Source organism: Streptomyces sp. DT2A-34 (assembly GCF_030499515.1).
GTDB lineage: Bacteria > Actinomycetota > Actinomycetes > Streptomycetales > Streptomycetaceae > Streptomyces.
Genome location: NZ_JASTWJ010000001.1, coordinates 9,272,334 through 9,295,590 on the forward strand (window position 1 = coordinate 9,272,334; position 23,257 = coordinate 9,295,590).

Annotated in this window: 23 protein-coding genes, 2 pseudogenes and 1 riboswitch; of the genes and pseudogenes, 15 read left to right on the forward strand and 10 right to left on the reverse strand. The window is 71.4% G+C overall.

The window, feature by feature from the left end; genetic code table 11:
- Nucleotides 1-391 precede the first annotated feature (391 nt).
- The 4 genes from QQM39_RS41400 to QQM39_RS41415 all read right to left on the reverse strand — a co-directional run bounded on the left by QQM39_RS41400 (nucleotide 392) and on the right by QQM39_RS41415 (nucleotide 4,161).
- Nucleotides 392-1,585 carry a N(5)-(carboxyethyl)ornithine synthase gene (locus QQM39_RS41400; protein ID WP_302002708.1) on the reverse strand — a complete coding sequence of 398 codons (1,194 nt, stop codon included), beginning with the start codon at nucleotides 1,583-1,585 and terminating at the stop codon, nucleotides 392-394.
- 64 nt (nucleotides 1,586-1,649) lie between these two features.
- Nucleotides 1,650-1,922: a hypothetical protein gene (locus QQM39_RS41405; protein ID WP_302002709.1), complete on the reverse strand. Its 273-nt coding sequence runs from the start codon at nucleotides 1,920-1,922 to the stop codon at nucleotides 1,650-1,652.
- A gap of 449 nt (nucleotides 1,923-2,371) precedes the next feature.
- The gene (locus QQM39_RS41410; RefSeq protein WP_302003908.1) at nucleotides 2,372-3,229 is read right to left on the reverse strand and encodes a S1 family peptidase; all 858 of its coding nucleotides are present in this window, start codon (nucleotides 3,227-3,229) and stop codon (nucleotides 2,372-2,374) included.
- A gap of 389 nt (nucleotides 3,230-3,618) precedes the next feature.
- The gene (locus tag QQM39_RS41415) at nucleotides 3,619-4,161 is read right to left on the reverse strand and encodes a hypothetical protein (RefSeq protein WP_302002710.1); all 543 of its coding nucleotides are present in this window, start codon (nucleotides 4,159-4,161) and stop codon (nucleotides 3,619-3,621) included.
- A 404-nt stretch (nucleotides 4,162-4,565) separates the two neighbouring features.
- Between QQM39_RS41415 and QQM39_RS41420 the strand changes: the two genes are divergently transcribed.
- Entirely contained in the window at nucleotides 4,566-5,789 is a 1,224-nt protein-coding gene (locus tag QQM39_RS41420) for a PP2C family protein-serine/threonine phosphatase (RefSeq protein WP_302002711.1), read from the forward strand.
- Nucleotides 5,790-5,801: 12 nt separating this feature from the next.
- Here the strand turns inward: QQM39_RS41420 and QQM39_RS41425 are convergent, their stop codons facing one another.
- The gene (locus QQM39_RS41425) at nucleotides 5,802-5,984 is read right to left on the reverse strand and encodes a hypothetical protein (protein WP_302002712.1); all 183 of its coding nucleotides are present in this window, start codon (nucleotides 5,982-5,984) and stop codon (nucleotides 5,802-5,804) included.
- Nucleotides 5,985-6,125: 141 nt separating this feature from the next.
- Here QQM39_RS41425 and QQM39_RS41430 point away from each other — a divergent pair, with 141 nt between their 5' ends.
- Complete coding sequence (locus tag QQM39_RS41430; protein ID WP_302002713.1) at nucleotides 6,126-6,530, forward strand: hypothetical protein; 405 nt, start codon at nucleotides 6,126-6,128, stop codon at nucleotides 6,528-6,530.
- Here the strand turns inward: QQM39_RS41430 and QQM39_RS41435 are convergent.
- Nucleotides 6,517-6,987, reverse strand: coding sequence for a hypothetical protein (locus QQM39_RS41435; RefSeq protein WP_302002714.1), 471 nt, complete (start codon nucleotides 6,985-6,987; stop codon nucleotides 6,517-6,519). The genes QQM39_RS41430 and QQM39_RS41435 overlap by 14 nt on opposite strands.
- A 258-nt stretch (nucleotides 6,988-7,245) precedes the next feature.
- On the opposite strand from QQM39_RS41435, the gene QQM39_RS41440 reads away from it, so the two are divergent.
- The 12 genes and pseudogenes from QQM39_RS41440 to QQM39_RS41495 all read left to right on the forward strand — a co-directional run bounded on the left by QQM39_RS41440 (nucleotide 7,246) and on the right by QQM39_RS41495 (nucleotide 15,821).
- A complete protein-coding gene (locus QQM39_RS41440; protein ID WP_302002715.1) occupies nucleotides 7,246-8,016 on the forward strand; it encodes an SDR family NAD(P)-dependent oxidoreductase in 771 nt (256 codons plus the stop codon).
- Nucleotides 8,017-8,022: 6 nt separating this feature from the next.
- Entirely contained in the window at nucleotides 8,023-8,463 is a 441-nt protein-coding gene (locus QQM39_RS41445; protein WP_302002716.1) for a VOC family protein, read from the forward strand.
- 13 nt (nucleotides 8,464-8,476) lie between these two features.
- Nucleotides 8,477-9,730, forward strand: a pseudogene (locus QQM39_RS41450) (MFS transporter).
- A complete protein-coding gene (locus QQM39_RS41455; protein ID WP_302002717.1) occupies nucleotides 9,727-9,990 on the forward strand; it encodes a hypothetical protein in 264 nt (87 codons plus the stop codon). Before QQM39_RS41450 ends, QQM39_RS41455 begins: the two are co-directional and overlap by 4 nt.
- 102 nt (nucleotides 9,991-10,092) lie before the next feature.
- Nucleotides 10,093-10,614: a hypothetical protein gene (locus tag QQM39_RS41460; protein WP_302002718.1), complete on the forward strand. Its 522-nt coding sequence runs from the start codon at nucleotides 10,093-10,095 to the stop codon at nucleotides 10,612-10,614.
- 22 nt (nucleotides 10,615-10,636) lie between these two features.
- A complete protein-coding gene (locus tag QQM39_RS41465) occupies nucleotides 10,637-11,236 on the forward strand; it encodes a DUF998 domain-containing protein (RefSeq protein WP_302002719.1) in 600 nt (199 codons plus the stop codon).
- Nucleotides 11,237-11,944: 708 nt separating this feature from the next.
- A complete protein-coding gene (locus QQM39_RS41470) occupies nucleotides 11,945-12,649 on the forward strand; it encodes a hypothetical protein (RefSeq protein WP_302002720.1) in 705 nt (234 codons plus the stop codon).
- Between the two features lie 303 nt (nucleotides 12,650-12,952).
- The gene (locus QQM39_RS41475) at nucleotides 12,953-13,594 is read left to right on the forward strand and encodes a sigma-70 family RNA polymerase sigma factor (protein WP_302002721.1); all 642 of its coding nucleotides are present in this window, start codon (nucleotides 12,953-12,955) and stop codon (nucleotides 13,592-13,594) included.
- A 113-nt stretch (nucleotides 13,595-13,707) separates the two neighbouring features.
- Nucleotides 13,708-14,248 (forward strand): annotated as a pseudogene (locus QQM39_RS41480) (ABC transporter substrate-binding protein); the annotation flags it as partial.
- Nucleotides 14,249-14,291: 43 nt separating this feature from the next.
- On the forward strand, nucleotides 14,292-15,116 hold the full coding sequence (locus QQM39_RS41485) for an ABC transporter ATP-binding protein (RefSeq protein ID WP_302002722.1): 825 nt from the start codon (nucleotides 14,292-14,294) through the stop codon (nucleotides 15,114-15,116).
- Between the two features lie 31 nt (nucleotides 15,117-15,147).
- The gene (locus QQM39_RS41490; protein ID WP_302002723.1) at nucleotides 15,148-15,372 is read left to right on the forward strand and encodes a hypothetical protein; all 225 of its coding nucleotides are present in this window, start codon (nucleotides 15,148-15,150) and stop codon (nucleotides 15,370-15,372) included.
- Nucleotides 15,373-15,593: 221 nt separating this feature from the next.
- Nucleotides 15,594-15,821, forward strand: a complete 228-nt coding sequence (locus QQM39_RS41495) for a hypothetical protein (RefSeq protein ID WP_302002724.1) — start codon at nucleotides 15,594-15,596, stop codon at nucleotides 15,819-15,821.
- Nucleotides 15,822-15,832: 11 nt separating this feature from the next.
- Here the strand turns inward: QQM39_RS41495 and QQM39_RS41500 are convergent, their stop codons facing one another.
- From QQM39_RS41500 to QQM39_RS41510, 3 genes are read right to left on the reverse strand one after another with little or no spacing between them, the layout of a single operon-like run.
- On the reverse strand, nucleotides 15,833-16,837 hold the full coding sequence (locus QQM39_RS41500; protein WP_302002725.1) for an ABC transporter substrate-binding protein: 1,005 nt from the start codon (nucleotides 16,835-16,837) through the stop codon (nucleotides 15,833-15,835).
- A complete protein-coding gene (locus QQM39_RS41505) occupies nucleotides 16,822-17,607 on the reverse strand; it encodes an ABC transporter ATP-binding protein (protein ID WP_302002726.1) in 786 nt (261 codons plus the stop codon). The genes QQM39_RS41500 and QQM39_RS41505 overlap by 16 nt, the downstream gene beginning before the upstream one ends.
- A gap of 2 nt (nucleotides 17,608-17,609) precedes the next feature.
- Nucleotides 17,610-18,632: an iron ABC transporter permease gene (locus QQM39_RS41510; RefSeq protein ID WP_302002727.1), complete on the reverse strand. Its 1,023-nt coding sequence runs from the start codon at nucleotides 18,630-18,632 to the stop codon at nucleotides 17,610-17,612.
- Nucleotides 18,633-18,833: 201 nt separating this feature from the next.
- A riboswitch (cobalamin riboswitch) is annotated at nucleotides 18,834-18,916 on the reverse strand.
- A 165-nt stretch (nucleotides 18,917-19,081) separates the two neighbouring features.
- On the opposite strand from QQM39_RS41510, the gene QQM39_RS41515 reads away from it, so the two are divergent.
- Nucleotides 19,082-20,512 carry a cytochrome P450 gene (locus QQM39_RS41515; protein WP_302002728.1) on the forward strand — a complete coding sequence of 477 codons (1,431 nt, stop codon included), beginning with the start codon at nucleotides 19,082-19,084 and terminating at the stop codon, nucleotides 20,510-20,512.
- Nucleotides 20,513-20,779: 267 nt separating this feature from the next.
- On the opposite strand, the gene QQM39_RS41520 is transcribed toward QQM39_RS41515, so the two are convergent.
- Nucleotides 20,780-22,744 carry a family 78 glycoside hydrolase catalytic domain gene (locus QQM39_RS41520; RefSeq protein WP_302002729.1) on the reverse strand — a complete coding sequence of 655 codons (1,965 nt, stop codon included), beginning with the start codon at nucleotides 22,742-22,744 and terminating at the stop codon, nucleotides 20,780-20,782.
- Nucleotides 22,745-23,257 lie beyond the last annotated feature (513 nt).

Sequence of the window (23,257 nt, forward strand, 5' to 3'; positions counted from 1 at the left end):
ACAGCTCCCACATCTCCCCTTCGAGCGGGAACCCGGACGCCGGTACCGGCGAGATGCCGACCACCGAGCGGACCCGCGAGGGGGCATCCAGCAACATCAGCTGGGCCGCCTTGCCATGGAGTGACCGATGACCGAGAAAGTGTTCCAGTCGAGGTCGTCGGCCGCCGGCGAGGGCGTCCGCCGCGACCTCCTCCATCGTGTATGCGCCAGGGATATCCATCGCCTCGCCGTACCCACGGCAGTCCACGAACGCGTAACTGAACGCGCTCCCGTCCAGGTACCGAAGCACGCCAGCGGATGGAACCCGAAACCGCCCTTCCTGCGGCAGACAGATCAACGTGCCCGTCCAGTGACACCCCCGCAGGGGAAGTGACACGCCCGGTTGGGTGTGTCAGGCCGGCTGCGCGGCGGAGTGCAGTACCGGGGTGAGGGCGGGCGCCGGGGCCTCGGGAGTGTGGGGGTAGGCGGCTGTCCGGTGCTGGAAGGAGAGGATCTTCGGGTTCTGGACGGCGCCGTCGCGGATCTCGATGGCCTTTCTGACCGTGGGGTCGGCCTCCCATGCCGTGGGGCCGCTCATGACCTTGCGCAGGTAGGGCAGGAGCGCCTCGCTGATTTCCCAGGTGGCGGAGTTCCACAGGTGGGACGGGCTGTGATCCACCGCGTAGTAGTGGCAGCCCGATCCCACCGTGGGCATGGGCTCGCCGAAGGTGGTCGGACGGGCCCACGCGAAGCCCATGCCCTCGTCGCACGCGACGTCGATGAAGAAGGTCCCCGGCCGGAACAGGGCGAGTTCCTCGTCGGTGACGAACGTGAGCGGCGCGTCGGTGTCCTGCAAGACGCAGTTGACGATGATGTCGAACCCGGCCAGGTACTCCGCCAGCGGCACGGAACCGGCCCCGGTGAATGCCCGCAGGCGCGACGGATCGTCCTCCTGCTGCTCGAAGTGGCCCATCACGACCGACGGCATCGGCGAGGCCACCGCTGTCGCGGCGAGCTGGGTGAGCACCGTGACGTCGGAGACTCCCATGGCACCCAGACCCGTGACCGCTCCGCGCGCCGTGGCGCCGAAGCTGATGACCACAGCGCGCAGACGCCGCCCGTAGCTGCCGGTCAGTCCGCCGAGTTGCAGGGCGTGCAGCACCGAGCAGTAGCCGGCGAGCTCGTTGTTCTTGTGGAACACATGGACGCTGAAGGCGCCTGTGGACGTCCAGTGGTTCATGGCCTCCCAGGCGATGAGGGTCAGCCGTTTGTCGATGGCGAGCTGGGTCATCCTCTCGTCCTGCACGCAGTGCGGCCATCCCCACAGCACCTGGCCCTCACGCAGCGCGGCGACGTCGTCGTGCATGGGTTTGGGCAGCAGCAACACGTCGCATTCGGCGAGGAGTTGCTCGCGGGAGCGCAAGCCCGCCACGAGCGGTCCGAGCGTGTCGTCAGCTACGCCGAACCGTTCGCCGTAGCCCTGTTCGAGGAAGATCCTCTCGCGTACGTCCGGGGCGATCCGGTCGAGGTGAGCGGGGTGCAACGGCAGGCGGAACTCGTTCTCCTTGCGGGAGGAGGCGAGTACTCCGAGACTCATCAGGCTCATTCGCTTCCTCATCATTCGTTCGCTTCGTTCTCGGCATGCTTGTGGTGGCTGCCCGATATCCGGGTCAGGATCCGTCGGCCCGGTGCCTGCGGATTCGCTCGGCCAGCGGGAGGGGCGGTTCGTCCAGCCCGGTGACCGACCCGCTCGCCATGCGTGCGCACGTGCCGTGGCAGGCGAGGAGCTGCTTGTCGTCGCGGTGGGAAACCACCACCGTCTCCGGGGCGGGGGCGTTGCGGTAGTCGGTTCCGCAGATGAGGCAGGCCAGTCCGGAGAGCATCTCCGCGGTGGGTTCGGCACGGCCGCGGCGGCGGCCGGAGATCGAGTCCTGTGAATACATGCGTCCCGCATCCTCTTGATCGGTTCAGAGTCGTGCTGATCGGTCCAGGGCCGTGCGCGAGATGCCGGGATGCCTCGGGGCATTCCGGAAGCCGGGAAATCCGCTACCGCGCTGCGCGGGACCGGATACGGAAGACGGCGTGACAGGACGAGCCAGGAGGCATGATGCGGCTCATTTCCGGCCGGATCCGATGTACGCCGGCCTGTGCCCTGCCCGAGGGCGACGCCGAAACGCGAGGTGCGCTCGGTGTCGCAACCGTACTCCCCTCCGGGCCGTCACGCGCCGGATGCCGGATGCCGGATGCCGGATGCCGGATGCCGGATGCCGGATGCCGGAGCCGACCCGCCGGGGCGTCACCGAGTTCTTCCCGGCTCGTCCGGGAACCTTCCCGGGGCTCCGGAGAAGCAGAAGACCCACGCGTGACGCCGGCGCCGAGCCGTCACACTGCGTCAGTAGACGGACAGCCCGTAGGCGTTCAGAACTTCTTGGATCGGCTGGTAGTAGGTGGTCCCTCCCGTGGCGCAGTTCCCGGAGCCGCCGGAGAGGATGCCGATGACCTTGTCGCCGGCGTAAAGAGGGCCGCCGCTGTCGCCCGGCTCGGCGCAGATGTTGGTCTGGATCAATCCGTGGACGGTTGTTCCGCTCGCATAGTTGACGGTCACGTTCAGCGCGGTGACCACGCCGCATCGGACACCGGTGGTCGCTCCCCGACGGCAGACGCTCTGGCCGACGTAGGCGGTCGCGGTCCCGGTGACGTCGACGGTTCCGATGGTGCCGGGGCGTGGTACGGCCGGATTGGAGTACTGGACGACACCGAAGTCGTCGCCGGGGAAGCTGGTGCCGGTGGTGGGGCCGATCGTCGTGGTCATGGCGGAGCTGGTGTACCAGGTGGGCATGGTGTCGGTGCAGTGGCCGGCGGTGACGAAGTAGTAGGTGGAGCCGCTTCGCACGTTGACCCCTGCCGAGCAGCGCCAACCGGCCGCGTAGACGCCGTCGCCGCCCGACAGGAGGGTGCGCAGCCGACCGTCGAGCCGTTCGAGGGTCGCGGCACCCGCGAAACGCCCGGTGGCCCGCCGGATTCTGGCCAGGTCCGCGTCCGCGACCGTGGAGTCGGCGAGAACCCGCAGCTTCCCGGTGCGCTCGTCGACGGCCCAGGTCGTCCCCGCGATGCCCAGGGCCTCGACGGCCGAGGCCACGCCGGACACCGAGGCGGCGGCGGGTGCGGCGTCGGCCGTGGGCGCCGCGGCCGCGCCGGTGCCGGAGACCGCGAGAGCGGTCACCACCAGCAGGCTCAACACCGCGGCCATCAGCCGTGGCCGTCTGACGTCGTTACGGCGTGCTCGGATCACTGAAGTCTCCCGAGGACGGTAGGTCAGGGTCGGAGCACCGCGGCCACGGTGGGCCCGGCGACGCCTGGTCGAGGCCCGCCAACGCCTCAGTGTGCCCGGCCGCGCCCGGTGGGGGTAGGCGGCCTTCGGCCGAACTTACGCAGAGAAAGTGACCGTGGACACCCATGTCCCGGAGGGCACCCCGGAGACTCACTTCAGCGCGTCGGCGCCGTGGCGCTCGTCGAGGACGGCTGCGGAGGTGTTCGTCGATGCTGCGGTTCGAGGCGCCGCTTGCCGGCGGGAGTCCTGCGGCGGTAGCCGAACCACGGCGGTCCGGATCCGGATCAGTCCGGTCAAGGCCGGGCCGGTCAAGGCCGGGCGTATTCCCCTGACGCGCACTGGCGGACCAGCTGCGACCCGTAGTCCTGCCCCTCGTCCGGTGCCGTGCGGGCGGGCTGGGCGGAGGCGGCCCGGCCGGGGTGGCCCTGGAGGCGGGACAGCTCGCTCGCGCAGCGCTGCAGGGCCACCTCCAGGACCTCGGGCATGGTCAGCCTGCCGGTGCCGTCCGGCGGGACGAGCCAGCGCAGCGCGCCCCAGCGGCAGTGCGGGGCGGGGGCGGCGATCCACGTACCCGCGCCGAGGAGGCGCACACCGGTGCCGATCCACAGGGTCTGCGGTTCCGGGGGCAGCAGGAAGCCGACGTGACGGCGTCGGGTGTCCAGCAGGCACGGGCCCGAGTCGAGCAGCGGCAGCTCCTCCAGGAGGTCGGCGACGCGCAGCCCGAGTTCCTCCGGGACGATCAGCACGTCCCAGAACCGTCCGGCCGCCAGGAGCGTGACTCCGGTACTGCCGTTCTGCCACTCCTGTTTGCAGGCGCCGGGGTCCTCCGACGCCGCTGCCAGCCATTCCATTGACTTCGTCCACTCCGTGAGTGCCAACAAAAGCCTCCTCAGTGGTGCGCCGACGCCCGGGACGGCCGTGACCGGGCGATGCCCTAGTGCACCGGGTGCCAGGTGCCGCGGCCATACGCCCGCAGCCCAATTCCCCGTATGGGGCGAGCGCCCGCGCGCCAAACAGGCAGATGGCAGGGCACGCGCCCCCACGACAGCGGTGTACGCCGGAGCTGACCGGGGCGCCAGGCCTGTCCGACCCCGCCGTGTCACCACCCGCACGCCGTTTGTGCACGCGTTCGGCGGGGACGGGGACCTGTCGGGTGCCTGCCAGAGGCTGGGGCACGGGTGCGTTGCTTATGTGGGTTTATCAGCCTTTTAGGCTGTTTGATGTGGTGCGTTGGTTGCAGTCGTTCCATAGGGCGGTGACGGCGGAGTCCGTCGCGCCGGGCGGCGTACCCGAGGAAGGCCTCGGTGCGCCGTCCCGGCTGACCGCGCTGCGCGAGTCGGCGGCCCGGATCGGCACCACGCTGGACGAGGGCACCACCTGTGCCGAGCTGACCCGGGAGGCCGTCGGGCAGGTGGGCGGTACGGCGGCGGTGCTCCGGGGCGGCGGCGAAGGCGGGGCGGCGTACGAGGCCGTCCATGGCGACCCCGCGGTGCTGCCCGACGTGCGGTGGGCCCTGACCGCCGTACGGGAAACGGCCGGTCCGGGGAAGGGCGAGGGGCCGTATCCGGCGCCCGGCCGCGCCCGACCGGCGCTCTGCGTGCCAATGGCCACCAGCGAGCACCGCTACGGCGTGCTGGTCTGCGCCCGCGACCCGGCACCGTTCACCCGCGAGGAGGCCGAGCTGCTCGCCCTCCTCGTCGACCGCGCCGCCTCCCACATCCGGCACGCCCGGGAGCACGACCGGGTCAGGGGCATCGTCGGCAAGCTCCAGCGGGCCCTGCTCGCCGAACCCGGCCGCCCGCACCCGAACGTCGACGTCGCCATCCGCTACCTGCCCGTGGGGCAGAGCGCCCTGGTCGGCGGCGACTGGTGCGAGACGGTCCGCCTGCACTTCGGCCGGACGCTGCTCGTCGTCGGCGACGTCATGGGGCACGGCCTGGAGGCGGCCGTGGACATGACCGCCTACCGCTCCGCCCTGCGCTACATCGCCTCCGCCGACCTGCCGCCGCACCGCGTGCTGCGCCAGCTCGACGACATCGCCTGCGCGGAGCCGGAGCGCCGCCCGGCCACCTGCCTGATCGCGCGCCTCGACCCCGACCGGGGCCAGGTGACCCTGGCCGGCGCAGGCCACCTGCCCCCGGCCGTGATCGACGCGGAGGGGCACACCTCACTGCTGCCGGTGCCGGTCGGCCCGCCCCTGGGTACCGGCCTCGGCGGCTACGAGCCGGCCACCTATCCGCTGGACCCCACCCAGACGCTGCTGCTGTTCACCGACGGGCTCGTGGAACACCGCGGCGAGGACATCGACCAGTCCCTGGACCGGCTGGCCGGCGTCGGCTTCGCGTCCGCCGCAGGCGTCGAGGACATCATCGACACGGTGCTCGACCGCCTCGACGCCCGGAACGCCGAGGACGACGTCGCCGTACTCGCCGCCCGGTTGCACCGGCGCACCCCGCACACCCACGACGCGCGGCGCTGAACCGGACCGTCCTCACCAGTCGTCGTACTGGGCTCCCGAGACATACGGATCGTGCCGTCGGCCCGGTGACTTGGACGGCTGTGCCGTCGGCGGCAGGCTCGCCTCACGCAACGCGGCGCACCACGGGCAGTCGGGGGTGTCGTCGGCGTCGTCGCGGACGCCGAAGAGGGAGGGGACGTGGTGTCGTAGGTCCAAGGAAGCGGCTCCTGTCTCGAACGAGGGCGGACCGTGTGGGTCGAGCGCACCATGGCTCCATCCGGGGGATGGTCTCACTCGACTGGGTGGTAGCGGGGGCGGCAGGCGTACCACCGGCGCACGCCTCGGCGTTTGAACGGCATGGACAGCACTGAGACGGCGCGGCGTGTCCTCGGAAGCGATGGCGCACCCAAGTCGTACGTCGTACCGGCCACCGGTCTTCCGGGCCGATCGTCGATCTACGCGGCGCTGGTCGCGGAGTGGCGCGCCAACGGCCGCGCGGTTCCGGGCCGCCGCGACACCTGGTGGAATTCCGTTGCCGCCGCCGATGGTCAAGGGCAGGCCGTCACCTCCTGGGCGGTCGGCCGGTGGACCGGACCGGCCCGGGCCGTCGCCGCCGAACCCACGGGTGAGCCGGGCGTCGAGACGGCCGAGCGCGTACCGGCCGTCGTCGTCCCCCGGGGCCTTCCCGGCCCGGCGGCCGTGTGGGAGTGGGACGGGAGCAGCGGACGCGTCAGTGTCACCGCCCCGCTCACGGCCGACTGACGCGCGCCGGCACGGCCAGCGTGCCGCCGGCCTCGCGCAGCGCCAGCTCCACGACGGCCGGGTCGTACAGGGCGCCGGTGCCGTCGGGTGGCAGCAGCCACTCCAGGCGCCAACCGGAGGACCGGTAGGGCGGCGGAACGGCAACCCATGATCCCCTGCCGACATGCCTTACGCCGGGCCCGACCCACTCGGTGGCCCGATCGGGCGGCAGGAAGAAGCCGACCCTGCGCGCCCCGCAGTTCACGAGGACGGGGCCGGACCCCCGCAACCGCGCGCGTCTCAGGAGATCCAGGGCGCTCAGGCCGAGGTGCTCGGGCACGGTGAGGACGTCCCAGAGCCGCCCGGCCTCCAGCAGGACCGCGTCCGCGCCGTCGTCCCACTGCTGTTTGCACGCCCGAGGATCCGCGGCAGCCGCGGCCAGCCACTCGACGGCGTGCTTCCCCATGGTGCGCTGCATGTCCTACCCCCAGCACTCTCTGCCCTGACCGCCCGTTCAGGGCCCTTCATGCTGGTGGATATTTCTATGGGCCGGAAGGGGTGGCGCGGCCTGGCGTTTACGGTCGATCCGTTCGACGGTCGCCCGACTGTTCGCCGCATACCAGCCATACGAACCCCCGATGCCCCTTCTCCGGCGCATTTCTTGTTCCGGTCAAAGGCCCTCCCTGCGCTGCCACCACCGCACTTCGGCGGCACGGAACAAGGGAATTGGGCAATCATGGGTCGACTGGACGGGAAAATCGCCTTCATCAGCGGCACGGGAGCCGGAATCGGCCGGGCCGCGGCACGGATATTCGCGGCCGAGGGCGCCCTCGTATTCGGTTGCGACATCGACGAGGACAGTGCGGCCGAGACCGTCGAACTCGTCGAGAAAACAGGCGGCGCCATGCGCTCCGTCGCACCCGTGGACCTGTCCACCGAAGCAGGCGCCGGGGAATGGGTCGACGCCGGCATCGAGGCCTTCGGCGGAATCGACATCCTCTACAACAACGCCTCCGCGCTGCGCAACGGCCCCTTCGGGACGATGGCGGCCGACGACTGGTACTTCACCCTCAGGAACGAGCTCGACATCCCGTACTTCTGTACGCGGGCGGCCTGGCCGCACCTGATCGCGCGCGGCGGGGGTGCCGTCCTCAACGTCGCTTCCGTGGCGGCCGTACGGGGTGCGCGGTTCATGCCGATGGTGCCGCACGGTGCCGCCAAGGGCGGGGTGCCGGCGATGAGCAAGCACCTGTGCGCGGCCGGTGCGCCGCACCGCACCCGCGTCAACACCGTCGCCCCGGGCATGACCCGCACCTCGGCGACCGCCCCCTTCCTCGACGACCCGAACGGCCCGAAGGAGCAGCTGGGGGCGCGGATTCCGGTCGGGCGGGTGGGGGAGCCGGAGGACATCGCCCGGGTCGCGGCCCTCCTGTGCTTCGACGAGGCGGCCTTCGTCAACGGCGCCAACCTCATGGTCGACGGCGGCGACAGCGCCATGGCGGGCTGAGCCGCGGTGCGCGTCCGACTGGACCATGTGGGCGTCAACGTACGCGACCTGACCGCCCAAACCGCCTGGTACCAGGGGGCGTTCGGGCTCCGGACCGTCTTCGAGTTCCGTCTCGAAGGGCCCGGCCCGAGCGGTGTCGTCCTGGAGCATCCGGACGGCTGGCGCCTCGAACTCCTCGCCAGAGCGGGCTCCGCCCCCGGCCTCAGGGCGCCGGACCCGGTGACGGCCGCCCGCACCGAGGGGTACGGGCACTTCGCGGTCACGACCCCCGAACTCGACCTCGTCCACGAGGCCCTCGTGGCCCTCGTGGCCCTCGTGGCCCACGGGGCCGGCGAGGTCATGAAACCCGGACCCTCACCGGAGCCAGGCGTCCGAATGGCCTGGGTCGCCGACCCCGGGGGAAATCTCATCGAACTGATAGAGCGCAGCGCCACTGCTTCCCCGTGAGATGGAGTACGGAATGACGAACGCTCTCAAAAGACTCGACAGGGGCACGCTCATAGCCTGCTGTCTGGCTGTTGTCGCCGCGCAGCTGTGTATTACCGTTCCCTCGCCCATCAACGGGGAAATACAGGCCGCTTTCGGAGCTTCCGGTTCCCAGGTCGCCTGGGTCACCTCCGCCTTCATCCTCCCCACGGCCATTCTCGAGCTCAATTTCGGTGTGCTCGGCGATCTCTTCGGACGTAAACGGCTCCTGGTCCTCGGCGGATTCGTCCTCGCCCTCGGCGAACTCCTGAACGCCACGTCCCAGAACATCACCATGCTCTGGACCGGCCAGGCCCTCGCGGGGGTTGGTGCCGCCGCGCTCTTCCCCAGCTCGCTCGCGGTGATCGCGGCGGCCACCCCGGACGAGAAGGACCGCGCCTAGGCCGTCTCGACCTGGGCGCTGAGCATCTCCATCGCCTCGGCCATCGGACCGCTCTCCTCCGGCGTCCTCGCCACGGTCGCCGACTTCCGCTGGGCGTTCGTGCCGCCGGTCGTCCTGGGCCTGGTCGTCGGCGTCTCGTCCTGGTTCCTGGTCACCGACTCCAAGGCGCCCGAGGGCCGCACGCTGGACCGGCCCGGCCAGATCACCATCGCCGTCGGACTGACCGCGCTGCTGTGGGGCGTCATCGAGGGCGGCGAGCGCGGCTGGAGCAGCCCGGCGATCGCCGGTTCGCTGGCGCTGGCCGCGGTGGCACTCGTCGGGTTCGTCGTCGCCGAACTGCGCTCCGAGTCGCCGATGTTCAACCTGGATCTGCTGAGGATCCCGTCGTTCGCGGCGGCCGCCGTGGTCGCGCTGGTCGGCATGTTCGGCTTCATCGGCACCGCCTACTGCGTCTCGATCCGCCTCGGCGCGGTGATGCACCTCAGCGCGCTACGGGCCGGCATGCCCTTCGTGATCCTTCAGCTGATCCCGCTCCTGCTCGCGCCCGTGCTCAGCAAGATGCTCACCCGTGTGGACGCCCGCTGGCTGCTCACCGGCGGTCTGCTGCCCATGGCCGCGGGCCAGTTCTGGATCGCCGCGCTCCCCATCACCACCCCCTCCCTGACCGCCTTCATCGGCCCGGTGCTGCTGCTCGGCATCGACTTCATCTGCGTCGTCTCCTCCCTCACCTCCGCCGTTGTGAACGCCGTACCGATCCGGATGACCGGCATGGCCAGCGGTGCCACCAGCCTGGTGCGCGAGTTCGGCCAGGCACTCGGGCCGGTGTCATCAGCACCCTCGCGATGAGCGCCGCGTCCGGTGTGCTCGTGGGCAAGCTGAGCGGCGCCGACGCGGGCATGGAGGCGGCGGGACACCTCGCCGTCGTCAACGCCGGCAGCGACAGCGCCCGCGCGGCCGCCCAGTCGGCGCTCGGCCACGGCATGGCCGTCGGCGTGGTGATCTGCGGCTGCGCCTCGCTCCTCGGCGCCGTGGTCACCCCGCTGCTGGTGCGCAAGAACACCACCCGCGAGACGGCACCGGTCGAGGCACAGACCGCTGCCGTCTAGGGTCCACCACCTTTCGTGGCCGACAGGCCGGGGTCCCGCGCCCCGGCCTTTCCCTGTCCCCCGGGCCCGGTCAATGTCGACGGCAGGATGATGAACATCGGCGTGTACACCGAGCCCACCGACGAGCCGGCGAAGGGCTCCGCCTTCGACATCACCGCGGTCCACACCGCCGACTCGGCCGCCACCTTCACCTCCATCGAGCTGAAGGGCGACTTCTACAACGGCATGGGCGCCGGCAAGAACAGGGTCCTCACCTTCGAGGACGCCACGGTGGAGGGGGTGATCTCGGCATCGAAGGCCGTACACCGCGTGTCCACGATCGACGCCTCCAACTTCCACGAGCTCGGCATCGTGACCAACACCGCGCGGGCCGCCGTCAACAACGGCGCGATCGTGGCGCTGAACAGCGGCTCCACCTGGACGGTCACCGGCACCTCGTACCTGACCGGGCTCACCCTCGCCGCCGACGCGTCCGTCCGGGCCCCGCGCGGCAAGAACGTGACCCCTGACCGTCGACAGCACCGAGAAGCCGCTCACACCCGGCGCGACCTACACCGGTGCCCTTGTGCTCACGGTGGTCTGACGGTGTGCTCATGGCGCGGCGTGTGCGCGACGGGCGACTGAAGGGGCGTTTTACGGTGGCTCGATGCAACCTGTCCCAAGATGGGCCTTGCTTTCGTCGGGCTGTGCGCCGGTCGTGCTGATCGGGGGATGGACCATCGCGGCGCTGCTCGAAGGACCCGCCTACGACCCCGCCACGCAGACGATCAGCGTCCTCGCGGCCTACGGCGCCGCGGGATTCTGGGTGATGACCGGGGCGCTGGCCGCCCTGGGTGTCTGTCACCTGCTCACCGCCTGGGGGCTGCGCCCGGCCGCACTCCCCGGGCGGGTGGCGCTGGGCGCCGGAGGGGTGACGGCGTGCGTGGTGGCTCTGCTCCCACCGCCGAGCAGCGGCGGCTCGCTGCGCCACGGCTCGGTCGCCGCGGTCGGCTTCACCCTGCTGGCGGTGTGGCCGGTGCTGGCCGCCGATCGCCGTGGCGTCGCACCGTGGGGACTCAGGCCCGGGCCCTCGCTCACGGCGACCGCGGTGATGCTTGTCAGCGCGGCCTGGTTCATGATCGAGATGCATCAGGGCGGTGCCGATGGTGTCGCGGAACGCCTTGTGACAGCCCTTCAGGCCTTGTGGCCCTTCGTGGTCGTAGCCTCCTGTCTCCGCCACCCTCGGCCCGCGGGCCCCTCGCGTTGAGCGAGGTCGAGGCGGAGGGTGCCGAGTACGTCGTGGAACTGGAGGACGGCGGCCGGCTGCGGGTTTCTGGTGCTGCTCGCCTTGATCTTCACGGTGTCGTACGCCGTCGGAGCCGCCACCGGTCCCGTCGTGCCCGGCATGCACCGCTCCGGAACGGGCGGTGACGGGGGGCGCGGACATGGGGGACACAGGTGGCGCAGGGACATGGACATGCGGCACGGCAGAACCGGCACTCCCGATGATGAAGAAGCTCGTCAGGCTGTCTTACTGGGCGTGGTGGTGTCCTTCTCCTGGGCCGCGTACGCCCTGTTCTTTCGGCGGCGCGGGGGCGGCCCGGATGCGGATGCCGTTCAGCCTGCTGACCTCCGCCGCGGACGCCCGCGGCGGAGCCGCTGATGGACGGCGGCCGTCGGCGGCCTGGATGTGACGCTGCGCGCTGAGCCGGGGTGGCAGACGGGACGGGCACGTGTGTGCCGTTCGCGCTCCACTTCGAGCGCGGTGGGCGGATCGAGGTGCAGGCGGTTGTGGTCCGCCCCGGCGAGGACGAGTGAGGGCAGCCCCACACCTCTACTTGTCGGCCGGCTTGCACACCCAGTTCCCTCTTGCTGATGTGTCCTGTATCACTCTGCTGGGCTTGAGTGCGGGACGGGGGTGTTGTGCGTACCCACCCGTGAGGAGTGGGCCCCGGATGCGAGGATGAGGGCCGTCATGACTGCTGGGTGGGGTGTGCGCACGATACGGGCCGCGGTGTTCGCGTCCGTCTGTGTGCTGCTCGCTGCCCTCGGCCACGTACTGATGTCGGGCGCGACCGTGCCCTGGTGGACGCTGGCGGCCGGTGCCGTCCTCACGGGCGGCGCGGGCTGGTGCCTGGCAGGCCGGGAGCGTGGGCTCCCGCTGGTCGTATCCGTCGTGGTCGTCGCCCAGGGCGGGCTGCACGCGGCGTTCGAGTTCGCACAGTCCTCCACCGCTGCCGTGCACGACATGGGCTCCATGTCCGTGGGCGCGGGCTCCATGGATCCCATGTCCATGGATTCCATGGCCCCTATGTCCATGGGGCACATGGGTGTGAGCCACATGAGTCACACGGGCATGGACCACATGGGCGTCGACCACATGGCCATGGGCCACAGCATGGCGGGCACGTGGTCGTTCGGTATGTTCGCCGCCCACACTCTCGCCGCGCTGCTGTGCGGTCTGTGGCTGGGGCACGGCGAGCGTGCCGCGTTCCGCATTCTGCGGGCCGTCGCCGGATGGCTGGCCGCCCCGCTGCGGCTGTCGCTCGCCCTGCCCGTACCACCGCCCCGCCCGCGACTCAGGCCGCGTCGCGGCCGTTCCGACCGGGCGCCGCGGCTGCTTCCGCTCGTCCACACGATCACTTCTCGGGGGCCTCCGGCGGGGATCGCTGTCGTCTGAGACAGCCGGTTCGCCGAGGCCGTACGGACACGGACGTCGACTCGTCGTCGACGGCCGTACCGGTGTCGCGTGTAGACACCGACCGTGCCTCGGGCCCCGGCCGTACCCGCCGTACGGCCGAATCCCTTGCATCCCCGGACACCTCCGGTACGGCGTGCCCGCACACGTCGCGCACGCGTCGCGCACACGTGACCCTGTGCCCGGCGGCGACGCCGCAGTGTGCCCGCCGCCGTTCCGGAGTCCGGACTACCGAGAAGGACTCAGGTGATCACTCCTGCCCTGCCTTCCTCACGCGCGAGCCGCGTGAGTCGCACGAAGGCGGACAACACCTCCAAAACGGCCTCCTGTGACGAGTCCACGACCGCGTGGGCGCTGGCCGCCCGCGGCGGTGACCCGGACGCCACCGACCGTTTCGTGCGCTCACTGCACCGCGACGTCGTGCGGTATGTGGCGTACCTTTCCGCCGATCCGCAGGCCGCCGACGATCTCGCGCAGGACACGTTCCTGCGGGCGCTCGGCAGCCTGCACCGGTTCGAGGGCCGCTCCTCGGCGCGCGCGTGGCTGCTGTCCATCGCGCGCCGCGCCGTGATCGACAGTCGTCGGTACGCCGCCGCCCGGCCCCGGCTGAGCGATTCCGACGACTGGACGCTGCTGGCGGAACGCGCCCAGCCGACCGGCCTGCCCGGCTTCGACGACGGCATCGCGCTGCTCGACCTGCTGGACGCGCTGCCCGACGAGCGTCGCGAGGCGTTCGTCCTGACCCAGCTGGTGGGACTGCCCTACGCGGAGGCGGCCGAGATGAGCGACTGCCCCGTCGGAACGGTCCGCTCGCGCGTCGCCCGCGCCCGGGCGACCCTCGTCGAACTGCTGACCGAGGCGGAGGCCGGGGGCGCGGCCGACGCCGCGGCCGTGACCGTGGCTGAACCGGCGGCCGCGGCCGCCTGACGGGCACGCCGGTGTCGGTTCCCCCTGCCGGGAACCGACACCGGCCTCGCCCCGACTACTGGAACGGGCGGCGGAGATCCGCCCCTGCATCCAGTGGATCGTGGGGAGTTTCGATGCGTTCTCGTGTGCGGCGGGGTACGACGGCGGCCGTACGCGGTGGCCTGCTGGCGGCGGGCTGCGGCAGCGGGGACGGCGGGGGCAGTGGGGAGGCGAGCTCCGCGGCTGGCAACGGCGACTCAAACGCCTACCCGGTCACCGTCACCGACTGCACGGGCGCCAGGACCACCTTCACCGACGCCCCGAAGCACATCGTCACCAGCAACGCCTCCAGCCTGCAACTGCTGCTCCGCCTCGGCGCCGGGGACAAGGTGATCGGCACCGGCTTCCGGCCCGGCAAAGGCACCCTGCCGGGGGCTCGACGCGCGGGCACAGCAGGTCAAGGTGCTCGGCGAGACCGTGATCCCCAAGGCGAGACTCCTCGGCTCCGGCGCCGACCTGTACATCGACACCTTCGCCTCGATGAACATGGGCGCATGTATGCGGGACGCGCCGACCGAGGAGGAGTTCAAGGCGGCCGGCATCATGCACACCTTCCTGAAGCCCACGGCCTGCGCCGCCACGAGCAAGAGCCCGGTCACCGACCTGTCCGCCGTCCATGACGAGAGCGGGAGTTGAGGATCTGGGGGAGGAGCGGACGTTGAGCATCGACATCGAGGACCTGCACATCGCCTACGCCGGCCGTACCGTCATCGCCGGCGCGCATCTCCTCGCGACCGAGGGTGAGATCACCGGCCTCGTCGGCCGGAACGGCAGCGGCAAGTCCACGCTCCTGCGCACCGTCTACCGGCACCTGAAGCCGGCCACGGGACGGGTCCCGCAGTCCGGCATCGACCTGCGCCGGCTGAGTGCCGCCGAGGCGGCCCGGCATGTCGCGGCTCTCCCGCAGGAGCGGGGCGGCGACTTCGAGCTGATGGAGCGGCACACCGGACGCCGCTTCACCGAACTCTCCGGTGGCGAACGCCAACGCGTCCTGCCGGCCCGCGCCTCCGCCCAGCAGCCGGACGTGCTGGCCCTGGACGAGCACACCAACCACCTCGACATCCGCCATCAGGTCGAACTGCTCGCCCTGCTCCGGGCACTGCGCCGCACACCCTTGGTGTCACTGCACGACCTCAACGCCGCCGCCTCCGTCTGCGACCGGCCGCACGTTCTGCACGACGGTCAGGTGGTCGCCTCGCGCCCGCCCCGGGAGTTGCTGCAACCCGCCCTGTCGGCCGAGGTGTTCGGCGTACGGGCGACGGTGGCGGACCATCCGCTGGCCGGAGCCCCACTGATCGCCTTCGCCCACCGCCCACCGCCCACCGCCCACCGACCACCGAGCGCCGGCAGACGGCCCGGACGTGCAGGACGGGCCCGACGCGCAAGCGGGCATGGACGGGCCGGTGGAGCCGGCCAGTACGGGTATCCCTATGTCGGCCCCGAGCGGTGTCTTGGGGGCTGGTCCCGGGCGTCACACCGGTGAGCGCCCACGATCGCGAAAGGCTGTGGGAACTATGAGCGAGATCGAAGGCATGAACGGCCTGGCCCCGGTGGCGACCTTCTGCGGCGACTGCGACTGCGGCTGTCCGCAACTGTTCGTCGACCCCGCCGCCCCGGCCGAGCGTCGGGTGATCCTCACGGACGACTTCGGGCAGCGCGTGCAGATGAGCGCCGATCAGTTCTCGTCACTGGTCGCGGACGCCAAGTCCGGCAAGCTGGACGGCATCACCACGGCCTGACGCCGTACCGGAGCACCGACTCCGAGTCGATCAACTCTTCGACCACGCCCGGGAACTCAGCCCCCAGCGCCCCCGACCTGGAACGAGGCTGCTGTCCGGCAGCCGACCATCCGAGGGGGCGCGAGAGTGACGGACGGCTGGGTTCTCGTGGCCGTGGCGGGCGCGCTGTCGTTCGTGGCGATCCTCGACATGAGCACCGTGAACGTGGCACCCGCCAACGAGTGCACCGGCGACATCCCGCGCACCGGCCACGACGCTCGTACTGGACCCACCTGCACCGCCTCTCCGTCTTCGACCTGCGTGACGTCCTCGGCGACCTCCCCCACGACGCCAAACGCGCCCACGTCCACCACGTCCACCACGGCACCACGGCACCACGGCACGTGGACTCTGACGCCCTCGGCCGCCTCATCCGCCGCGACGGCGGACCGAGCCACTTCGAGCGGTGACGTCCCGGCGATCACCCTTCCCCGGCGACCGTCCGCAGATAGGTGCCGAGCCGGGCGATGGCCGACGGGTTGCGGGGGCTCTCGACCAGGTCGACGTAGTCGAGGACGAAGATCCGCTTGTGCTTGACGGCGGAGACGTTCCGCAGGGGCGCGTAGGAGAGCAGGAACTTCTTCTTCTGCTCGGCGCTCACGTCCCCGTAGTCGCAGATCACGATGACGTCGGGGTCGCGCTGTACGACGCTCTCCCAGCCCACGGTGGTCCAGGAGTCCTGGACGTCGTGCATGACGTTGGTCCCGCCGGCCTCGCTGATGATCTGCTCGGGCGCGGCGTAGCGGCCGGACGTGAAGGGCTGGTCCTGGCCGCTGTCGTACAGGAACACCTTCGGCCGGTCGGCGCCCGTGGGGGCCTTCGCCCGCACCTCGGCGATCTCCTTCTTGAAGTCGGCGATCAGCGTGGCTGCCCGCTTCTCGACGCCGAACAGCTTGCCGAGGTTGGTGAGGTCGGCGTACAGGGCGTCCAGGGGCGGCATGATGCCGCGCGAGGTCTCCGTGCGGCCGTTGTGGCAGGACTCGGTGAGGACGTACGAGGGGATGCCGAGCTTCTTCAGGGCGTCGGGGGTGAAACCGCTGTCCTCGCGGAAGCCGTAGTTCCAGCCGGCGAAGACGAGGTCGGCGCGGGCGTCGAGGACGTTTTCCTTGGTGAGCTGGTCCTTCGACAGCCACTTCACCTTGCCGTAGCCGCCCTTCCACGGCACACCGCTCAGATCGCCCTTGTCGTCGGGCATGGCGAACCCCGCCATGCGGTCCTCCAGACCGAGGGCGAACATCAGCTCGGTGATGCCGACGTCGTTGGTGACCACGCGCTCGGGCACCTTGTCGTACGTCACCTCGCGACCGCAGTTGGTGAGGGTGACCGCGGAGGACTTGGAGTCCGTCGGCTTCTCCACCGTGGCTCCGCAGCCGGTCGCGGTGGCGGTGGCGACGAGGCAGAGGGCGGTGGCTACGAGCTTGCGCATGTGGTTGTTCCTTGAGGCAGGAGGTCGAACAGGAGCTGGACCACGCCGGTCTCCGGATGCCGTACCGGATGGGCACGGACCCCGAACACCTCGGCGAGCAGGGTGGGTTGAAGGACGTCGTGCGGGGCGCCGGAGGCGACGACCCGGCCGCACTCGACGACGTACAGGACGTCGCAGTGAGCGGCGGCCAGGTTGAGGTCGTGCAGGGCGGCCAGCACGGTCAGGCCGCTGGCCCGCACCAGGGACAGCACGTCCAACTGGTGGGCGATGTCGAGGTGGTTGGTGGGCTCGTCCAGGACCAGCACCCGCGGTTGCTGGGCGAGCGCGCGGGCGATGAGCACGCGCTGCTTCTCGCCGCCGGACAGGGCGAGGAACCCGCGGTCGGCGAGGTGGGTGACGCCTGTGCGTTCCATGGCGGCAGCACAGATCTCCCGGTCCGACACGGCCGTACGGTCCCGGTGCGGCAGCCGCCCCATGGCCACCACCTCCGCGACCGTGAAGTCGAACTCGGCCGACGACTCCTGCGGCAACGCGGCCAGCACCCGGGCGGCGGCCCGCGGTGCCATGGCGTGCACGTCGTCCCCGTCGAGCCGCACCACGCCCGCGGCCGGACGCAGCGCCCGGTACACGCAGCGCAACAGCGTGGACTTGCCGCTGCCGTTCGGGCCGACGAGCCCGACGAACGCCCCGCTGTCCACGGCGAGTCGAATGTCGTCGACCAGTCGTGTCCCGGCGGCCTCGACCGTGATCCCCTCGATGTCGAGCCGCATCCTCACCGACCTCCGAACGCATAGCCGCCGCGCCGCATCAGCAGCACGAACGCGGGCACCCCGACGACGGCCGTGATCACCCCGACGGGCAGCTCGGCGGGGGCGAGGAGGAGCCGTGACAGCAGATCCGCCCACACCAGCAGCACCGCCCCGGTGAACGGCGCCACAACCAGCACCCGCCGGTGATCGGCGCCGACCATCATCCGTACGACATGCGGCACCATCAGTCCGACGAACCCGATGGCCCCGCTGACCGCGACGACGGTTCCCGTCACGGCGGCGGTGACGAGGAACAACTCCCTGCGCAGCCACGCCGGTTGGACGCCGAGCGCGGCGGACGTCTCGTCCCCCATCGCGAGGGCGTTGAGGGCCTCGGCCCGCCACCGCAGCCACGCCCACCCGGCCGCCACGGTCACCGCGGCGAGCGGCACCTGGGCCCAGGTCGCGCCGCCCAGGCTTCCGAGCAGCCACATCATCGCCGACCGTGCCGCCTCACCCCGGGCCGCGCCGAACACCATGACGGTGGTGACGGCCTCGAAGCCGTACGCCAGTGCCGTCCCGGTCAGGATCAGCCGCAGCGGGGTGAGGCCGTGCGGCGACCGGGCCACGGCATACACCAGCGCCGTCGCCGCGAGCGCCGACCCGAACGCCGACAGGGACAGCGCCCAGACCCCGAGCCCCGCGAACGCCCCCAGCAGGATCACGGCGTTGGCGCCCACCGCGGCGCCCGAGGAGATGCCCAGCACGAACGGATCCGCGAGCGCGTTGCGCACCATCGCCTGCACGGCCACCCCGACCGTCGCGAGCCCGGCCCCGACCACCGCACCGAGCACGACGCGCGGCAGCCGGATCTCCCAGACGATGGTGTACGCGGCGACATCCCCGGCGTCGATGGTCCCACCGGTCAGCCCCGCCCCGAGCAGCCGGAAGACATCGCCCCATCCGATACCGGCGGCCCCGAGCCCGACACCGCACACGAGCGAGACGAGCAGCAGGAGCCCCAGCGCGAGGACGAGCGACACCACGGATACGCGTGAGGCATCGGGCAGTCGTGACGCACCCGGTCTCGGTCTCACTGTCCGGGTCTTACTTCGGTGCACGGGCGGGCGGTCCTTCGCCTGGGGCCGCCTGTGAACATCGATCAGGAGACGGCCCGTACGACCGTGCCGGCCGCGCGGTCCCCTCTCGCAGTCCACGGCGAGCAGTCAACGGGTCGCACCCACCACGGGCGATCGGGCTCACGCGACGGACCACAGGGTCCCCGCGCACACCGTTGCGGGTCAGCGCCGGACTCTCACCGGACTTCCCCCGCGGGAGGCCCGGGGAGCGTAACAGAACATCCCGCCGGGGCCCGGCTGACGGCCACCGCACCCGTCGTTCACCCGCAAGTGCCCCCTGGGGTAGGGTCACCGGCGTTGCCGGCTACTGACTGGTAGTGCGCCGGTGCGGTGAGTGTCGGAGGGGCGGCAGGCAGATGGAATCCCAGTGGGGTGAGAGCGGATCCGTGGGCGTCGACGGCACCAGGTTGGAGGAGTTGGCTCCCGAACCGCTGCTGACCCGCGATTACGAGACGCGTCCCTCGCTCGTGTACGAGCGGCTGAGGCAGCGGCACGGCCCCGTCGCACCGGTCGATCTGCTGGGTGTGCCCGCCTGGCTGGTCCTCGGCTACCGGGAGGCGCTGCAGGTCCTCCAGGACGACGACGGCTGGCCGAAGGGGCTGGAGAACTGGCGGGCCCGCTCGGCGGGCGAAGTCCCCGCCGACTGGCCGCTCGGGCCGTCCCTGGAGGTCAACCATGTGCTGATCCAGGGCGGCCCCGGATACGGGACGCTGCGGACGGCCTGGGACGCCGCGCTCAAGCCCTTCCAGGAGCCCGGCCACCCGCAGGCGAAGCGGCTGAAGGCGGCCGTCACCGCCTACGCCGACGAACTGATCACCTTGGTCGGACAGGGCGGCGGCACGGGTGTGGCGGACCTGTCCGCGCAGTTCTCCCGGCCACTGCCGCTGATGGTGGCCAGTCATCTGCTCGGCTTCCCCGGTTCCCAGGGCGACGACGCGCTGATGGACATGTGGCGGGTCCTGGACGCCGGTCCGGACGCGGAGCCCGCCCTGGAGCGCCTGTTGGCGACGCTCGCGGAACTGGCGGCCGTGAAGCTGAAGGAGCCGGGGGACGACTTCCCCTCCAACCTTCTCGCCGCGCATCCCGACCTCTCGCTGGACGAGCTGGCCCGTGAGCTGTTCATGCTGCTCGGTATGACCTCCGACCACGTCGGGATCCTCATGTCCAACACGGTGGTCGAGGTCATCTCCGGTGACGGCGACGGCGGCGTGCGCGCCAGCCTGTCCGTTGGGATGATCAGGGAGACCATGAACCGGGTGGTCATGCGCAAGCCGCCGCTGGTGAACTTCGTACCGCGCTTCGCCGCCCAGGACACCGCGCTCGGCAACTACACGATCCGGGCGGGCGATCCGGTCTGGGTCTCCTCCGCCGCCGCGCACGCCGACCCGCTCTTCGCCGACCATGTGGCGGCGAGCAGCACCATCAGCACCCGGGCGCACCTGTCCTGGGGCGCGGGCCGCCGCCAGTGCCCGGCGCGCGAGCTCGCGTCCACGGTCGCGGCGGTGGGTGTGGGCCGGCTCTTCGAGCGGTTCTCCCATCTGGACCTCGCCCTCCCGGCCGACCAACTGCCGTGGCGCTCCTCGCCGTTCATGCGCGGCCTGCGCTCACTGCCCGTACGGTACGAACTCGCGCCGATGCCCCGTCAGCGCGCCGGGCGGCCGCCGACGTCAGCCTCCGCACCGGAGAGCGCCGAGCCGGACGCCGAGTCGGTGCTGCCCGCCCCGGCCGCCCGGCAGCGCTCCTCGCTGTGGCGCTATCTGACGGGACTCATCCGCACCGGCCGCTGACCCAGGGCCTGTCCGGCGGATCATGCCGGCGGCGCGGGGCCTGGCACGCGCTCCCCCAGAGGGGGGACCCAGCCGCGTTGTCGTCGGTCTCCCCCACTCTCGACTTCGCTCAAGCGGGAGGGGCCCCCATCGCTCCGCGTCGCCCGCCGCGGTAGCGGCTGATGTCACAGCCTCCTCCGCCTTGCAGCTGCACGCACCAGGCCCCGCTCGGCTGGCTGCAAAGCACCGCTTCTTGCAGCCGGCCCGATCCGCCGGACAGGCCCTGGTTCACGAGGACACGCGCTCGACCTCCGCCGTACCCGAGCCGACCGGACCGATCCGCAGCACCGTGCCCGTGAGACCGGTGAACGGCTCGACCGTCACGCGGCCCTGGCCGCCCGGAGGCGTCGCCGTCACGCGGTACGCCGACGGATCGGCGTCCCCGATCTCCACCTCCAGGACGGCGCGTGAGTTCGGCGGCACGGTCACCCGTACCGCGTGCGTGGCGCCGGAGCGGCGTACGGCCACCGACACGGGCCCGCGCACGGAGGGGACCGTCCCTTCGACCTCCGCCAGCAGGCCGGTCCTCGGGCGGATCAGGAACTCCGCCGCGCCGGGCTTGCTGACCTGGACGCCGAGGATGTGCCGGGCGACCGCGTTGGCGGGTGCGGAGGCCCAGGCGTGCGAGAAGGTCATGTTGGACTTCAGGGCGGGATCCCACGCCTCGGTGACGATGGTCGCCTTCAGCGCGTCCAGCATGTGCAGCCAGGAGTTGGTGGCCGAGGAGGTGAGCAGCGCCAGCGCGGCGTCCGCGCGGCCGAGGCGGAAGAGGGCGTCGAGGAGGAACTGGGCGCCGTACACGCTCACCTTCATGCCGCCCGCGGCGAGGGTGTCGCCGAGCCTGGCCAGGACCTCGGCGTCGAGGGACTCCGCGACGCCGAGCGCGACCGGGAAGGCGGTGGCGTGCTGGGCGCTGTGGGAGGTGCCCACGCCGTCGAGGAACCGGCCGGCCGAGGCGTCGAGCAGGGTGTCGCGCATGGCCCTGGCGAGGGTGTCGGCGCGGCCGCGCAGGGCCTCGGCGTCTTCGGACTTGCCCAAGGCCTCGGCACAGTGGGCGAGCGCGTCGAAGGCCGCGTACTGGAAGGCGTTGACGACGGTGTTGACGTTGGTGAAGACGTACCCGTCGCGGCCGGCGGCCGGCCAGTCGACGAGGTCGCCCAGATCCCGGCTGGTGTTGCCGGGGGCCTTGCGGACCAGTCCCTGGGAGTCCAGATAGGTGGTGAGGTTCTTCGCCGCGAGCAGGTCGTAGTCCTTGGCGAGCTGCCGGTCGTCGCCGGTGGCGAGGTAGTCCTCCCACGCGGAGATCGCGCACATCAGCCGGTACTCGGTGGGCCAGGTGCCCTTGCGGACCAGGTAGTCGTTGGACCAGCGGGCCAGGGCGTAGGAGCGCTGGACGCCGTACTCGGAGAGCTGGTTGATCAGGGCGTCGCCCTCGTACGGGCCGCGCTCGCGGGTCGGGGTGTCCACGTACACGTCGCCGCGGGTGGCCTCGATCGAGTAGCGGCACAGCTCCCAGACGCGGTCGAGGTCGGGGTCGGAGCTGCGGAAGGAGGCGTGCGCGTCGTCCCAGTCCAGCTTCCAGGCGCGCCCGGTGACGACGGCCTTCGACAGGTCCACGGACGTGCGCAGCTCGGCCCAGCGGAAGCCGCGGTAGCCCCAGTGCTCGAAGCGCTGTGCGCCGTCGCGCAGGGTCCACAGCTCGCGGTAGGTGTTGGTGGCGCGCAGCTGGTACTTGACCGTCCCGTCCGCGTTCAGCTCCTCGCCGAGCCGCACCTCGACGGTGTCGCCCGTGCTGCGGGTGACCTCCAGGGCGAGCCCGCCGACGATCTCCCGGCTGAGGTCGACCAGCCAGCGGCCGTCGGCGGCCTTGGCGACGGACGCCGGGGTGACGTCGTGCAGCCGGACCGGCTCGATCAGTGCGGGGGTGAGTCCGTCGATGGCGGGGCGGACGCGCGCCGCGTGCCAGTCGCCGTCGCCGAAGCCCGGTTCCGTCCAGCCGACGGGCTCCCGGCGCAGGTCCCAGTACTCCTGCGGGACGGTGAAGTAGCTGCTGCCGGCGCTGCCCTTCGCGGGCAGCAGTCCGGCCTGGCGGCGCGCCTTCCAGTGGTCGCCGGAGGAGACGGTGGCCCGGCTGCCGTCGGTGTAGGTGATCTCCAGCTGGGCCAGAACTTCTGCTGCGAGGTGGTCCAGCACAGCGCGGCGAGCGCGTTCTCCCCGCCGCCCGCGCGCAGGGTGGGTGTGATGTCGAACGCCTGGTAGGCGGTCCCGGAGCCGGAACGCACGGAGGCGTGGCCGACCACGGTGCCGTTGCTCCACACCTTGGCCACGTACTGACGGGCGGGATCGGGCGAGGTCGCCGCCACGTAGAGGACGGCCGCGGCTATGTCCTTGCCGGAGTCCGTGGCGTACTCGTGCCGCAGCAGCGCCCAGGTGTTGTCGGCCCCGTAGGAGGAGAGCGAGGAGGCGCCGGTGGGGAAGGTGAGCGTGCCGCCGGAGACCGTGCCCGCGGAGAAGGTGCCCTTGTCGGAGGCGAAGTCGTCGTCGAGCAGGACGGTGCCGTCGGCGGCCGTGAAGGTGACCCGGTCGTACACCTGGGACTCGGTCAGGCCGTTGCGCAGACCGATGTTGCCGGAGGCGTAGCGGCTGTCGGTGGTGGTGTCGACGGCGGTGCCGTTCACGGTGGTGGTGAAGGTGGTCCCGGTCATG

Coding starts and splice junctions, on each gene's coding strand:
- QQM39_RS41400 (WP_302002708.1), bottom strand. CDS start 1,585: ATGAGCCTGATGAGTCTCGGAGTACTCGCCTCCTCCCGCAAGGAGAAC.
- QQM39_RS41405 (WP_302002709.1), bottom strand. CDS start 1,922: ATGTATTCACAGGACTCGATCTCCGGCCGCCGCCGCGGCCGTGCCGAA.
- QQM39_RS41410 (WP_302003908.1), bottom strand. CDS start 3,229: ATGGCCGCGGTGTTGAGCCTGCTGGTGGTGACCGCTCTCGCGGTCTCC.
- QQM39_RS41415 (WP_302002710.1), bottom strand. CDS start 4,161: ATGGAATGGCTGGCAGCGGCGTCGGAGGACCCCGGCGCCTGCAAACAG.
- QQM39_RS41430 (WP_302002713.1), top strand. CDS start 6,126: ATGGACAGCACTGAGACGGCGCGGCGTGTCCTCGGAAGCGATGGCGCA.
- QQM39_RS41435 (WP_302002714.1), bottom strand. CDS start 6,987: ATGCAGCGCACCATGGGGAAGCACGCCGTCGAGTGGCTGGCCGCGGCT.
- QQM39_RS41440 (WP_302002715.1), top strand. CDS start 7,246: ATGGGTCGACTGGACGGGAAAATCGCCTTCATCAGCGGCACGGGAGCC.
- QQM39_RS41455 (WP_302002717.1), top strand. CDS start 9,727: ATGAGCGCCGCGTCCGGTGTGCTCGTGGGCAAGCTGAGCGGCGCCGAC.
- QQM39_RS41465 (WP_302002719.1), top strand. CDS start 10,637: ATGCAACCTGTCCCAAGATGGGCCTTGCTTTCGTCGGGCTGTGCGCCG.
- QQM39_RS41470 (WP_302002720.1), top strand. CDS start 11,945: ATGACTGCTGGGTGGGGTGTGCGCACGATACGGGCCGCGGTGTTCGCG.
- QQM39_RS41490 (WP_302002723.1), top strand. CDS start 15,148: ATGAGCGAGATCGAAGGCATGAACGGCCTGGCCCCGGTGGCGACCTTC.
- QQM39_RS41500 (WP_302002725.1), bottom strand. CDS start 16,837: ATGCGCAAGCTCGTAGCCACCGCCCTCTGCCTCGTCGCCACCGCCACC.
- QQM39_RS41505 (WP_302002726.1), bottom strand. CDS start 17,607: ATGCGGCTCGACATCGAGGGGATCACGGTCGAGGCCGCCGGGACACGA.
- QQM39_RS41515 (WP_302002728.1), top strand. CDS start 19,082: ATGGAATCCCAGTGGGGTGAGAGCGGATCCGTGGGCGTCGACGGCACC.